The sequence below is a fragment of the Massilia endophytica genome (assembly GCF_021165955.1).
Classification (GTDB): Bacteria; Pseudomonadota; Gammaproteobacteria; order Burkholderiales; family Burkholderiaceae_D; genus Rugamonas; species Rugamonas endophytica.
On sequence record NZ_CP088952.1, the window covers coordinates 1,616,211 to 1,629,241 of the forward strand.

A 13,031-nucleotide genomic window follows, 5' to 3' on the forward strand; every position below is an offset into this window, starting at 1 on the left:
TCAGCCCTAAGGTGGCTAGTGTTGAGATCGTGTCCACTTTTCTTCCCTGGCACCAGATTGAGACACGAACTCAGCCGTGGTAGGCTTGCGTCTTTCGGAATGGATGGGTTTTGCATGCTGCAATGGCTGAGGCAATATCGGCGCGCGGCGCTGGCGGGGGATGCCGGCGCCGGCGTCGTGGTCGCCATGATGTTGATTCCACAGGGGATGGCTTACGCCCTGGTCGCCGGCCTGCCGCCCGTCGCGGGCCTGTACGCCAGCATCCTGCCGCCGATCGTCTATGCGCTGTTCGGCAGCAGCATGACGCAGTCGGTCGGCCCTATGGCCATCGTGTCGCTCATGACCGGGGCCGTGATTGCCCCGCTCGCACCCGCCGGGTCGGGCCTGCATGCCGTCCTGGCCGCCCAGCTGGCCCTCGTGGCGGGCCTCGTGCTGCTGCTGTGCGGCATCCTGCGCATGGGCTTCCTGGCCAGTTTCTTCTCGCGCCCGGTGATGAGCGGCTTTACCGTGGGCTCGGCCCTCGTCATTGCCTACGGACAGCTAAAGCCGCTCTTCGGCGCCCAGCTGCCTGACTATCACCTGCCCAGCGCGGCGCTGGGGCTCGGCTCTGTCGTGCTCCTGGTGCTGGCCCGCCGCTATCTTTCGCCTCTCCTGCAGCGCTGCGGCATGGCCGCTTCCCGCGCCGAGATCGCCTCCAAGCTGGGGCCCATGCTCGTGGTACTGGGCGCTACCGGCCTGGTCTGGGTGCTGGGCCTCGACACGCGCGGCGTCGCCGTCACCGGCCCGGTGCCGTCCGGACTGCCCCAGCTCAACCTGGCTGTGTCGCAGGAGCACTGGTATGCCTTGCTCAAGCCCGGTCTTCTGCTCGGCTTCATTATTTTCCTGATGAGCATGTCCGCCGCCCAGACCCTCGCCCTCAAGCGGCAGGAAAAGCTGGTGAGCAACCAGGAGCTGATCGGCCTGGGCGCCGCGAACGTGGCGAGCATGCTCAGCGGTGGGATGGCGGTGACGGGGAGCCTGTCGCGCTCGGCCGTCAATTTCGCGGCCGGCGCCAATACGCCGCTTGCCAGCGTGATCAGCGCCGTGCTGCTGGCCCTGGCCCTCGTGGCCCCGACCGGTTGGCTGGCCTGGCTGCCGCTGCCGGTGCTGGCCGCGACCATTATCGTGGCCGTGCTGGGCATGCTGGAACTCGATACGCTGCGCACCGCCTGGCGCTACGACCGCGCCGACGCCCTGGCCTGGGCCGTCACCTGCATCGGCGTGCTGGTCCTCGGTATCGAGGCTGGCGTGGTGGTGGGCGTGGTGCTGTCCATGGGCACCCTGATCTGGCGCGCCAGCCGTCCCCACATCGCGGTGCTGGGCCGCATCGCGGGCACCGAGCATTTCCGCAACGTGGACCGGTATCCCGCCGAGACCCAGCCGGAAATGCTGGTGCTGCGCGTGGACGCCAATCTTTTCTTCGGCAATATGGAGGCGGTGACCGGGCGCGTGGAAGACGAGTTGCGCACCCATCCCACGGCGCGCGACCTGGTGCTCGTGATGTCCGCCGTGAACTCCATCGACACGACGGCGCTGTTCGCCCTGGCCGAGTTGAACGCCAGCCTGCAGCGGCGCGGCATCGGCCTGCATCTGGCCGAAGTGAAGGGCCCGGTCATGGACCGCCTGCGCGAAAGCAGCCTGCCCGAACGCCTGAACGGCAAGATTTTCCTCAGCACGGCCATCGCGGCCGACTTCCTCCATTCCCGTAAAGGACATTCATGAAGCCTTCGAGTATCGTGCTCGCCCTGTCGCTGGCCTTCGCCGCCAGCCTGCCCGCCAGCGCCGCCGCACCATCGGCCGATGCGAAGTTCCGCGCCATCCATACGCAGGAATGGAAGTGGCGCCAGAGCCAGCACCTGGAAGACGACGAGGACGATACCGATGCCATCCGCCCCGACCTGCCGCGCGTGGATGCCGCCACCCAGCTGGCCCGCCAGCGCTACTGGGAAGGTGTGCTCAAGCAGCTCGATGCGCTGCAGCCCTCGCGCCTCTCGCCCGCGGAGCAGGTGAACTTTGCGGTCTACCGCGCGCAGATCGCGGCGCTGCTGGCCAACCAGCGCTTCCGCGAGTACGAGAAGCCGGTGAATGCCGATTCGGCCTTCTGGTCCAATCTCGCGGGCGAGTCGCGCAAGCCTTTCCGCACCGTTGAGGATTACCACAATTACGTCCGCCAGCTGAACGACGTGCCGCGCTACTTCCGCGAGGAGATGGACAATATGCGCGCGGGCCTGCAGCGCGGCTTCACCGCGCCCAAGGTTACCCTGATGGGCCGCAATAAATCCGTGGCCGCTGTCGCCGAGGCGAAACCGGAGGACGTGGCCTTCTTCAAGCCCTTCAAGAACATGCCATCCACCATTCCGGCAGCGGAGCAGGCAAGCCTGCGCGAAGCGGGCCTGAAGGCGATTCGCGAATCCGTGCTGCCTGCGCATGCAGCCTTGCTGCAATTCCTGCGCACCGAGTACCTGCCGCGCGCAACGGAGACTCTCGCGGCCGAGAGCCTGCCGGATGGGAAGGCCTATTACCAATCCAAGATCGTGGAATTCACCACCACGAACCTGAGCGCGGAGCAGATCCACCAGATCGGACTTGAGGAAATGCGCAAGATCCGGGCCGAAATGGAACAGGTGATGGCGCAGGTGGGCTTCAAGGACGGCCTGCCTGCCTTCCTGCAGTTCCTGCGTACCGATCCGCAGTTCTATGCGAAGACGCCGGAAGAACTGCTGATGCGCGCGGCCTGGATCTCCAAGAAGTTCGACGCCAAGGCAGGCCAGTACTTCGGCCGCCTGCCGCGCAGCCGCTTCGCCATCATCCCGGTGCCGCCGGAGCAGGCGCCGTATTACACCTCCGGCCGCGGCGGTCCGGGCGTCTACCTGGTGAATACCTACAATCTCCCGGCCCGCGCGTTGTACAGCCTTCCCGCACTGACCCTGCACGAGTCCGCCCCCGGCCACGCCTTCCAGATGCCGGTGGCGCTGGAGCAGACCGGCCGTCCTCCCTTCCGCAACGCCTATATCTCGGCCTTCGGCGAGGGCTGGGCGCTGTACTCCGAGCGCCTTGGCACGGAGATGGGCATCTACGAAACGCCATACGAAGTCTTTGGCATGCTCAGTTACCAGGCATGGCGCGCTTCGCGCCTGGTGGTCGACACGGGCGTCCACGCCAAAGGCTGGACCCGCGAACAGGCGCAGCGCTACCTGATGGAGAACACGGCGCTCTCCGCGCATGAAGTGGAAACGGAAGTGGACCGCTACATTTCCTGGCCGGGACAGGCACTCTCCTATTACCTGGGCGAGATGGCCATCATCGACGCGCGCAAGAAGGCGGAGGGCGCGCTGGGCGCGAAGTTCGACATCCGCGCCTTCCACGACACCGTGCTGGAACTGGGCTCCGTGCCGCTGCCCGTGCTGGCCGCGCGCATCGACCGCTTCATTGCCGAAGGCGGGAAGGGGCCGTACCGATGAGGTGGATGCACTCATTGCATTGACTGGCCGCACCGCCAAGGTGCTTCCGGCTCAGGCCGTGTCCCACTCTGGTGCCAGGGAAGAATTTGGGACACGGGCTCAGCGCCAATGCGCTGGCACGCAACTTGCTGCCTGGATTCCCGATACTGAAGGGAATTCATATGGGCGCGAAACCTGCAACGGAGACACTGGAAGAAGGCGAGATCGGCGCGGCCCGGGACGGCGCCACCGTCAGCGTGGTCGTGACCAACCTGGGGCAGCGGCCGGTCCAGGTCGGCTCCCATCTGCACTTCTTCGAGGTGGATGGCGCCCTGTCTTTTGAGCGCTGGAAGGCCTACGGACGGCGGCTCGATATCGCGCCCGGCACCGCCCTGCGTTTCGCACCCGGCCAGCAGCGCACCGTGGCACTGGTGCGGCTGGGGAAGCGTCCGCTCTGATCAGCGCGGCTGCTCGCGCCGCTCGGAAAGAATGATGGGCGCGGCGTTCTCGGGGTGCTTGCCCTCGTGCCCCGCATAGACGGCGCGGATGGCCGCCATGTCCTGCTCCTGGTCGCCCGTGAGGTAGACGTGGTCCACCACGCTCAGCACCTTGTTCGGGTAATCCATGTACACCAGGCACAGCGGCACTTTCGCTTCCAGCGCCAGATGGTAGAAGCCGCTCTTCCAGTACGGGCGGTAGCCGCGCGTGCCCTCCGGCGTAATCGCCAGCCAGTACCAGTCCGCCGAATGCATGCGCGCTGCCTGGCGCTGGATCATGCCGGTCTTGGCGCTGCGGTCCACCGGTTCGCCGCCGCGCGCGCGGAACCAGGAGCCCAGCAGGGGAATGCGGAACAGGGAGTCCTTGGCGAGCCAGCGGAAGGGCAGGCCGATGGCCCATTTGCCGAATACGCCCACCATGAAATCCCAGTTCGAGGTGTGCGGATAAACGACAGCGATTCCGCGCGGGCCGGGCAGCGGACGATAGCGCATCTGCCAGCCAAACAGATTGAGCACGCTCAAAGCCAGGCGCTGCTTTTGAGATGGCAGTTTGTCCGGCGTTAGCCTATAGTTATCCATACGTTCTCCCCATTTTGCCGGAATTGCACCATTAATAAATATTCATTTCATGTGGTGAAATTCCGCGGACGCATTCTATCCGGGCTTGTGCCGCACAGCAAGCAAAGGCCGGGCCGCCCACCGTAGCGCGAGAGAAGGGAACAATGCCAACAAGAAGACTCCTGTGCGTGAGCGCCGCGCGGCGTTTCCGCATCGAAGAGTTGGGGGAAGGGGTAGGGGATTTCGACGTTCATCTGGCCGCCGGCCTGCAGGACGCCGTCCAGTATCTGCGCAGCCACACCCCGCTGGTCGGGCTGCTGGTGCTGGACCAGGCGCCGCCGGAAGCGATCGATGACTTCCTGCATGAATACGCGCAGGTCAAGTGGATCGCCTTGCTGGATGAGGCGGCGCTGGCGTCACCGCAATGCCGGCAGATCGTGCACGAGCATTGCTTCGACTACCACCGCTGGCCGATCGACGCGGCGCGGCTGCGCCATACGCTCGGCCATGCCTATGGCGTCGCCTCCCTGCGCCCGCCGCCAGCCCACAGCTGTGCGAGCAGCATGCGCCTTACCGGACCGAGTCGTCCGATTGCCCGGCTGCGCCAGCAGATCGGCAAGGTGGCTGCGGCCGAGGCGCCCGTCCTCATCTGGGGCGAGAGCGGCACCGGCAAGGAGCTGGTGGCGCAGGCCGTGCACGAGCATTCGGCGCGCGCGGCGGGCCCCTTTGTGCCCATCAACTGCGGCGCCATGCCAGCCAACCTGATCCAATCCGAACTCTTCGGCTACGAACGCGGCGCCTTCACGGGCGCGGCGCGCAGCAAGCCCGGGCTGATCGAGTCCGCTTCCGGGGGCTCGCTGTTCCTGGACGAGATCGGCGACCTGCCGCTGGAGTTGCAGTCCAACCTGCTGCGCTTCCTGCAGGAGAAAACCATCTACCGCCTGGGCGGCACGCGCTGCATTCCGGTCGACGTGCGCATCATCGCCGCTTCCCACGTCAAGCTGCACGAGGCGGTGCAGCGCGGCGCCTTCCGCGAAGACCTCTACTACCGCCTCAACGTGCTGGCCCTGGAGGTGCCGCCCCTGCGCGAGCGGGGCGACGACGTGGTGCCCCTGGCCGAGTACTTTTTCCAGCACTACGCCGCGGAAAGGGCGGCCCGCGTCAAGGGCTTCAGCGCGCGCGCCATTGCCGCCATGCGGGCCCATCACTGGCCCGGCAATGTGCGCGAGCTCCTGAACCGGGTGCGGCGCGCGGCCGTGATGGCCGAAGGGCGCCTCATCCTGGCCCAGGACCTGGGCCTGGACAGCGGCGAGCGCCCCCACAACGGCGAATGCCTGGACGGCGCGCGCGTGCGGGCCGAGCGCAACGCCCTGGAAGCGCGCCTGAGCGCGGGCAAGAGCATGACGGCCATCGCGCGCGAGCTCGGGGTGTCACGGATGACCTTGTATCGTTTGCTAGCCAAGCATCAGATTGCCCCGCCTTCGCGCCGCCGCGCGGATCAGGATGAGCATGTAGGAGAGCTCTGACAGCCGTGTCTGCTGTCTCAGCCGTGTGACACTCAGCGGCCCCGCCCGCACAGGGAAAGCTGAAACAGTCCAGTAACAGGGAAGCGACATCCCCATCCGCTTCCGTTCCTTCGCATCAGGCCGCTCGCCCGAGAATTCCCATGTGATTTCAAGCGCTTGGCGCATGGCGCAGGCCGGTGGCATCAAGCTTGCGATACGAAGACCGCCCCGGCCGCTGCCTGCGGCGCCGGACGCACTTTGACAACCAAATCAGCGAGGGACGACATGAAAAAAACGATGCTGGCAACTGCCATCGCACTGGCTCTGAGCGCAAGCGCCTATGCGCAGACCACCGAGCCCACCGTGACCCAGGACGGCGGCGGCGCCAACAACAATGGCGCGGGCAGCGCCTCCCAGGATTTCAGTACTGCCGACAACAATAACAACAGCACTGGCGGCGCCCGCGCCATGGCGGCCGGGGCCGCCGCAGCCAACAACGGCGCGACCGCCACGGCGACCATGAGCGATGCCTTCAATACGTCGAACGCCACGGCAACGAGCTCCCTGAGCGGCACGGTGACCAACAACCAGATCAGCAATATCGGCAACGTGGCCTCCAACGGCGGCAATGCGAACGGCGGCAGCGCCGGGGACGGCTATGGCGGCAATGCGCGGGGCGGCACGGCCGTGAGCAGGGGCGGGAACGGCGCCAGCGCCACCGGGGGTGACGGTGCGCGCGGCGGCGACGGCGCCTATGCCAGCGCTGGCAGGGCCAGCAGCGGCTATGTCGCAGGCGGCAGCGCCAATGGCGGGGCGGGCGGCGCTGGCGGCTACGCGGCGAATGCGGGCAGCGGCGCAGGCGGTAACGGCGGCAGCGGCGGGGCCGGCGGTTCGAGCGGCGCCGGCGGCTACGGCGTAGGCGGCAATGGCGGCAGCGGCGGCGCGGGCGGCGCCGGGACCGGCGGCGCCGGAGGCGGCATGGGAGACTCCTACGGCGGCAATGGCGGCGGCAGCGGCTATGCCTCCGGCGCGAATGGCGGCGCGGGCGGCGGCACGGGCCGCGCCGTCGGCGGCGCAGGCGGCTATGGCGGTGCGGGCGGGGCTGGCGGTGCGGGCGCCATGGGCGGCGGCGCCGGGTCCGGCAGCGCCACGGCGGGCACCCAGGGCGTGGGCGGCGCCGGAGCGGGCGGCGGCGCCACGGCAACGGGCACCGTCACCGGCACCGGCGGTGAGACGGGCAGCACGCCGCCCACCATCGGCGACAGCACCACGGCAGCGGCAGGCGGCGCAGGCACCGGCGGCGCAGGCACCTCGGGCGCCGCCGGTGCCGGTTCCGGCGCGGCAACGGGAGGTGCAGGCGGAGCTGGCGCGGCCGGTGGCGCGGGCGCAGCGGGCGGCGCGGGCGCCAGCGCATCCAATACGGGTGGCGCCGGTGCTGCGGGCGGCACCAACACCAGCGGCGCAGGCGGTGCGGGCGCCGGTGTAGCGAGCACGGCTGGAGCTGGCGGCGCTGGCACGGGCGGTGCAGGCGCCGCTGGTGCTGCAGGCGGCAACGGATCCAGCTCCACCGGCAATGGCGCAGCAGGCGGTGCGGGCGCAGCGGGCGGCAGCAGCGGCATGGCATCCAATACTGGCGGAGCCGGTGCGGCGGGTGGTGACGGCACGGGCGGCGCCGCCACCAGCGGCGCGGCCACGGGTGGTGCGGCCACGGCTGGCGATGGCGGTGCAGGCGGCGCGGGCGGCGGCGGCAACACGGGCGGCACGGGCGGCGCCACGGGCGCCAACACGGCCGGTGCGGCGGTGGGCGGCGCGGGCACGGGCGGCACCGGCGGCGCGGGCGGCACCAACACGGTGAACGCGGGCACCTTCAACATGTCCAACACGATGAGCGGCGTGGGCCAGTCGGCGGCGGGCATCATGGTGATCAGCCAGAACAGCGGCTTCTCCTCGCTGGCGCAGCAGAGCGTGAACGTGCAGGCCAACCTGGCCGTGGGCAGCAGATAATGCTGCGCCGGTGCATGCCCCAGCAGGCGGCGCCGGCACTGCGGGGCGGCGCGGCGTGCGCTGCCTTGCTGTGCCTGCTGGCCTTGCCGGCAGGCGCGGCGGAGCTGCCGGTGGCAGCTTTGTCCGCGCCCTTGCCGGTGGCCGGCCTGCTGCAGCGTGTGCTGCCCGAGCGGCTCGCCGTGAACGCCTTGCCGGGCGGCGCACTGGGCGAGCAGCAGCTGGACAGCCTGCGCGGCGGCAGCGACAGGCCCTGGAGCGACATGAAGCTGAACGGCACGGTGGGCGGCAACAGCGCCACCAGCGTGGTGACCGGGGCCAACATCATCAGCGACGGCGCTTTCAGCAATGCGAGCGGCATGCCGATGGTGATCCAGAACTCGGGGGCCAATGTGCTGATCCAGAATGCCACCATCGTGAACGTGCAGATCCAATGAGGGCGGCCATCCTGTCCTGTTGCCTGGCCTTGGGCGGCGCGGCGCAGTCGGCCGAGCTGCCCAATGTCACGGGAGCGGCCTATGCCGTGCCGGTCACCAGCCTGAAAGAGGCGCGCTACCTCTCCACAGTGCGCCAGCAGTACGACTTCAGCTGCGGCTCGGCGGCCGTGGCTACCTTGCTGACCTATCACTACAACTATCCGGTCAGCGAGCAGACCGCCTTCCAGCAGATGTACCTGCATGGCGACCAGGCGAAAATCCGGCAGCAGGGCTTTTCACTGCTCGATATCAAACGCTTCCTGGCTGCCCATGGTTTCATGGCGGATGGCTTCCAGCTGCCGCTGGCCAAACTGGCGGAAGCGCATTACCCGGCCATTGTGCTGGTGGCGGAAAACGGCTACCGGCACTTTGTCGTCATCAAAGGCTTGAGCGAAGACCGCGTGCTGATCGGCGACCCCTCCGGCGGCACGCGCGCCATCGCCCGTTCCGCCTTCGAGGCGATGTGGCAGAACCGCCTGCTCTTCGTCATCCACGGCAGGCCGGGCGCGGCGCGCTTCAACGAGGCGGCGGATTGGCGGGTGGCGCCGCGGGCCCGGGTGGAGGACGCCATCGACCGCGAAAGCCTGTGGCGCCTCACGCTTCCGAAGCTGGGACCCAACGATTTCTAGGAGCCTTCATGTTGCGACGAATGCTATGGCTGGCCTGCCTCATCGCCGTGCCCGCCGGGGCAGGAGAGAACGGCTGGACGCCTGTGCCGGACAGCATCCTGGACGAGGCGCGCGGCGGTTTCGAGCGCCAGAATGTGCTCGCCTCGCTGAGCATCGAACGCATGATCAGCCTCAACGGCGCCGTGGTGGCGGAGAGCCAGCTTGCCCTGGCGGACCTCGCGCGCGCGGCCCCGCAGGACATGGCCCGGGCCGCGGCCCTGGAAACCCTGCTCGTGCAAAACAGCCTGAACGATCAAATGATCCGCAGCCAGACCACCATCAACACCACGGTGAACAGTCTGGCTGTCCTGAAAAACCTGAACTTCGGCGACAGCGTGAGGCAGGCGCTGACGCACGCCATCGCGCCGCGCTAGGCGCGCCTTGAAGGAGGAAGCCCAGCATGCAGCTCGCCCCCACCTTGCGCGCCGGTTCGATCGGCCTGGCCCTCGTTCTGAGTTCCCCCATCGGCGCCGCGCAGGAGCCCCCGCGCACGACGGCCGAATTGGCCGCGAAGCTGGAGGCGGTGATGCGCGAGCTGGCCGAACAGCGCAAGCTGCTGAAGGAACTGCAGGACCAGCTGGCCGCCCGGCGCCGCGCCGACGAAGCCGAGCTGGCCGCCGCGCGCGGCACGGGGCCGCAGGCAGGCGGACCGGCGCCTGCCGCACAGGCGGTGGCCTCGCAGGACAATCCGAGACCCGCCGTCGGCCAGCCACCCGCGCGGGACAGCAGGCCGCCGGAAGTGGCGCCCATCTTCGAGGCGCCCGGCGTGCTGACCGCGAAAGGGAAATACGTGCTGGAACCTTCGCTCCAGTTCGGCTACTCCTCCAGCAACCGCGTGGCCCTGGTCGGCTACACCATCATCCCTGCGCTGCTGATCGGCCTGATCGACGTGCGCGAAGTCAAGCGCAACACCCTGACGGGCGCGTTGACCGGGCGCTACGGCCTGACGAACCGTACCGAGCTGGAACTGCGCCTGCCCTATGTCTACCGTTCCGATTCCACCGTCAGCCGCGAACTGTTTACCGGCACGGCGGTGGAGAAGGTGTTCGACACCAGCGGCCGGGCGCTGGGCGACGTCGAACTCTCCCTGCGCCAGCAGCTGAACGACGGCGGCATGGACAAGCCCTACTACATAGCCGGGCTGCGCCTCAAAACGCGCACCGGCCGCGACCCCTTCGAAGTGGTGACGGACTGCACCCGGCGCTGCGTGGGCGAAAATGCCACCGGCACGGGCCTGCCGCTGGACCTCCCGACCGGTTCCGGCTTCTACAGCCTGCAGCCCAGCCTGACCTGGCTGTTCCCGAGCGACCCCGCCATCTTCTTCGGCAGTGTGAGCTATCTGCATAACTTCAAGCGCAAGAACCTGAGCCGCATGGTGCTCGCCGGCGAGCGCGAACCGCTCGGCGAAGTCAAGCCGGGCGCCGTGATCGGCTTCAACTTCGGCATGGGCCTCGCGCTCAACGAGAAGGCCTCGCTCAGCCTGGGCTACGACCATTCCTCGATGGCGCGCACCCGGCAGAACGGCATCGTGGTGCCCGGTTCCGTGCGCACCCAGCTGGGCACGCTGCTCATGGGCTTTTCCTACCGGCTGAGCGACAAGCGCACCCTGAACGTGGCTGTCGGGGCAGGGCTCACGCGCGACACGCCGGATGTTTCGCTCTCTGTGCGCCTGCCTACCAATTTCTGAAGCATCCCGCACGTAATGTTGCCGTTTACGCTATCGTAGCGATCCCGGCCAACACCAAGAAAAGGGATACCAGAATGACTAAGCAATTTGCAGCCCGCCGTACCGTTCTCTTCGCTGCGCTGGCCTTCGCCGGCAGCGCCGCTTTCGCCGCCGCGCCCATGGTCAAGACCCAGGCCCCCGGCTACTACCGCACCATGCTGGGCGACTTCGAAGTGACCGTCCTGAACGACGGCACCGTCGACCTGCCAATGGACAAGCTGCTGCACGCCAAGCCAGCCAAGACCGAAGCGGCCTTCAAGAAATACTTCCTCAAAGCGCCGATCGAGACCTCGGTCAACGCCTTCCTGATCAACACCGGCAGCAAGCTGGTGCTGATCGACACCGGCGCCGCGAGCGCCTTCGGTCCCACGCTGGGCAAGCTGATCACCAACCTGAAAGCGGCCGGTTACCAGCCCGAGCAGGTGGACGAGATCTACATCACCCACATGCACCCGGACCACGCCTCCGGCCTGGCTGCGGGCGACAAAGCCGCCTTCCCGAACGCCATCGTGCGTGCGGACAAGCGCGACGCCGACTTCTGGCTGAGCAAGGTGAACATGAAGAAGGCGCCGGAAGCGAGCAAGGGCTTCTTCCAGGGCGCGATGGCGGCCTTCGGTCCCTACACCAACGTCGGCAAGTTCCAGCCCTTCGACGGCAGCACCGAGCTCGTCCCCGGCATCAAGGCCAGCTCCAGCTTCGGCCACACCCCGGGCCACACCACCTACGTGGTGGAAAGCAAGGGCCAGAAACTGGTGCTGATTGGCGACCTGATGCACGTGCAGTCCGTGCAGTTCGACGACCCCTCGGTGACGATCGACTTCGACACGGACAGCAAGAAAGCGCTGGCCGAGCGCAAGGCCGCGTTTGCTGACGCCGCCAAGCAAGGCTACCTGATCGGCGCGGCCCACCTGCCGTTCCCGGGCCTGGGCCACCTGCGCGCCGCAGGCAAGGGCTATCAGTACATCCCCGTCAACTACACCATCCCCCGCTAACGGCACAGCCCGTGTCCAACCCTGGGGTCAGACCCCAAAAGTGGACACGGGCTCATCTTTCGGCTTTAGGCGAGGGCGGGGTAGTCGGTGTAGCCCTGTGCGCCGCCGCCGTAGAAGTATTCGCTGCGCTGTGGATTCAGCGGCGCGCCTTGCTGCAGGCGTTCGGGCAGGTCGGGGTTGGCGATGAAGTCCTTGCCCCAGGCGATGGCGTCCGCGCGGCCGTCCGCCAGTGCCTGCTGCGCCTGCTCCAGCGTGAATTTTTCGTTGGCGATGTAAATGCCGCCGAACGCTTCCTTCAGCAGCGGACCGAGGCTGTCGTCGCCCACCGCCTCGCGCGCCGCGATAAAGGCGATCTTGCGCTTGCCCAGCTCGCGCGCCACATAGCCGAAGGTCTCGGCCGGCGTAGAGTCGCCCATGTCGTGCGAGTCGCGGCGCGGCGCCAGGTGCATGCCCACGCGGTCGGCGCCCCACACCTCGATCACGGCATCCGTCACTTCCAGCATCAGGCGCGCACGGTTTTCGATGGAACCGCCGTAGGCATCGCTACGCTGGTTGGTGCTGTCCTGCAGGAACTGGTCGAGCAGGTAGCCATTGGCGCCGTGGATCTCCACGCCATCGAAACCGGCCTTCTTCGCGTTCTCCGCGCCCTTGCGGTAGGCGGCCACGACACCGGGAATCTCGGCCAGCGCCAGCGCGCGCGGCTCGACATAGGGACGGACCGGACGCAGCAGGCTGACATTGCCCTTCGGCGTCACCGCGCTCGGGGCCACGGGCTTGTCGCCATTCAGCAGGCTCGGGTCGGAGATGCGGCCCACGTGCCACAGCTGCAGGAAGATCTTGCCGCCCTTGGCATGCACGGCCTCGGTAATCAGCTTCCAGCCTTCCACCTGTTCGTCCGACCAGATGCCGGGCGTATTCTCATAGCCCACCCCCTGCGGCGTGACCGAGGTCGCTTCGCTCAGGATCAGGCCCGCGCTGGCGCGCTGCGCGTAGTACTCGGCCATGAGCGCGTTGGGCACGCGGCCTTTGCCGATGGCGCGGGAGCGGGTGAGGGGAGCCATCACGACGCGGTTCTTCAGAGTGATTGCGCCGACGGTAAGGGGATCGAACAGGTTTGCCATGGTAATTC

12 protein-coding genes are annotated in these 13,031 nt (G+C 67.8%); 10 read left to right on the forward strand and 2 right to left on the reverse strand.

Going from position 1 to position 13,031, the window contains the following annotated elements; all coding sequences use genetic code 11:
* Positions 1 to 114 precede the first annotated feature (114 nt).
* From LSQ66_RS07290 to ureB, 3 genes are all read left to right on the forward strand, one after another.
* Positions 115 to 1,761 carry a SulP family inorganic anion transporter gene (locus tag LSQ66_RS07290; RefSeq protein WP_231769124.1) on the forward strand — a complete coding sequence of 549 codons (1,647 nt, stop codon included), beginning with the start codon at positions 115 to 117 and terminating at the stop codon, positions 1,759 to 1,761.
* Positions 1,758 to 3,500 carry a DUF885 domain-containing protein gene (locus LSQ66_RS07295; RefSeq protein WP_231769125.1) on the forward strand — a complete coding sequence of 581 codons (1,743 nt, stop codon included), beginning with the start codon at positions 1,758 to 1,760 and terminating at the stop codon, positions 3,498 to 3,500. Before LSQ66_RS07290 ends, LSQ66_RS07295 begins: the two co-directional genes overlap by 4 nt.
* A 161-nt stretch (positions 3,501 to 3,661) precedes the next feature.
* Positions 3,662 to 3,937 (forward strand): urease subunit beta, encoded by a 276-nt coding sequence (gene ureB / locus LSQ66_RS07300; RefSeq protein WP_231769126.1) that lies wholly within the window; start codon positions 3,662 to 3,664, stop codon positions 3,935 to 3,937.
* Here ureB and LSQ66_RS07305 read toward each other — a convergent pair whose 3' ends face one another.
* Positions 3,938 to 4,555: a 1-acyl-sn-glycerol-3-phosphate acyltransferase gene (locus tag LSQ66_RS07305; RefSeq protein ID WP_231769127.1), complete on the reverse strand. Its 618-nt coding sequence runs from the start codon at positions 4,553 to 4,555 to the stop codon at positions 3,938 to 3,940.
* Positions 4,556 to 4,698: 143 nt separating this feature from the next.
* Between LSQ66_RS07305 and LSQ66_RS07310 the strand changes: the two genes are divergently transcribed.
* The 7 genes from LSQ66_RS07310 to LSQ66_RS07340 all read left to right on the forward strand — a co-directional run bounded on the left by LSQ66_RS07310 (position 4,699) and on the right by LSQ66_RS07340 (position 11,902).
* Positions 4,699 to 6,060 carry a sigma-54 dependent transcriptional regulator gene (locus LSQ66_RS07310; protein WP_231769128.1) on the forward strand — a complete coding sequence of 454 codons (1,362 nt, stop codon included), beginning with the start codon at positions 4,699 to 4,701 and terminating at the stop codon, positions 6,058 to 6,060.
* A 264-nt stretch (positions 6,061 to 6,324) separates the two neighbouring features.
* Complete coding sequence (locus LSQ66_RS07315; RefSeq protein ID WP_231769129.1) at positions 6,325 to 8,043, forward strand: hypothetical protein; 1,719 nt, start codon at positions 6,325 to 6,327, stop codon at positions 8,041 to 8,043.
* Entirely contained in the window at positions 8,043 to 8,477 is a 435-nt protein-coding gene (locus LSQ66_RS07320) for a hypothetical protein (protein ID WP_231769130.1), read from the forward strand. Before LSQ66_RS07315 ends, LSQ66_RS07320 begins: the two co-directional genes overlap by 1 nt.
* Entirely contained in the window at positions 8,474 to 9,145 is a 672-nt protein-coding gene (locus LSQ66_RS07325; RefSeq protein ID WP_231769131.1) for a C39 family peptidase, read from the forward strand. The genes LSQ66_RS07320 and LSQ66_RS07325 overlap by 4 nt, the downstream gene beginning before the upstream one ends.
* An 8-nt stretch (positions 9,146 to 9,153) precedes the next feature.
* The gene (locus tag LSQ66_RS07330; protein ID WP_231769132.1) at positions 9,154 to 9,558 is read left to right on the forward strand and encodes a hypothetical protein; all 405 of its coding nucleotides are present in this window, start codon (positions 9,154 to 9,156) and stop codon (positions 9,556 to 9,558) included.
* 26 nt (positions 9,559 to 9,584) lie between these two features.
* A complete protein-coding gene (locus tag LSQ66_RS07335) occupies positions 9,585 to 10,871 on the forward strand; it encodes an acetate kinase (RefSeq protein ID WP_231769133.1) in 1,287 nt (428 codons plus the stop codon).
* Between the two features lie 74 nt (positions 10,872 to 10,945).
* Complete coding sequence (locus LSQ66_RS07340) at positions 10,946 to 11,902, forward strand: MBL fold metallo-hydrolase (RefSeq protein WP_231769134.1); 957 nt, start codon at positions 10,946 to 10,948, stop codon at positions 11,900 to 11,902.
* A 65-nt stretch (positions 11,903 to 11,967) separates the two neighbouring features.
* Here LSQ66_RS07340 and LSQ66_RS07345 read toward each other — a convergent pair whose 3' ends face one another.
* Entirely contained in the window at positions 11,968 to 13,023 is a 1,056-nt protein-coding gene (locus LSQ66_RS07345; protein WP_231769135.1) for an alkene reductase, read from the reverse strand.
* Positions 13,024 to 13,031 lie beyond the last annotated feature (8 nt).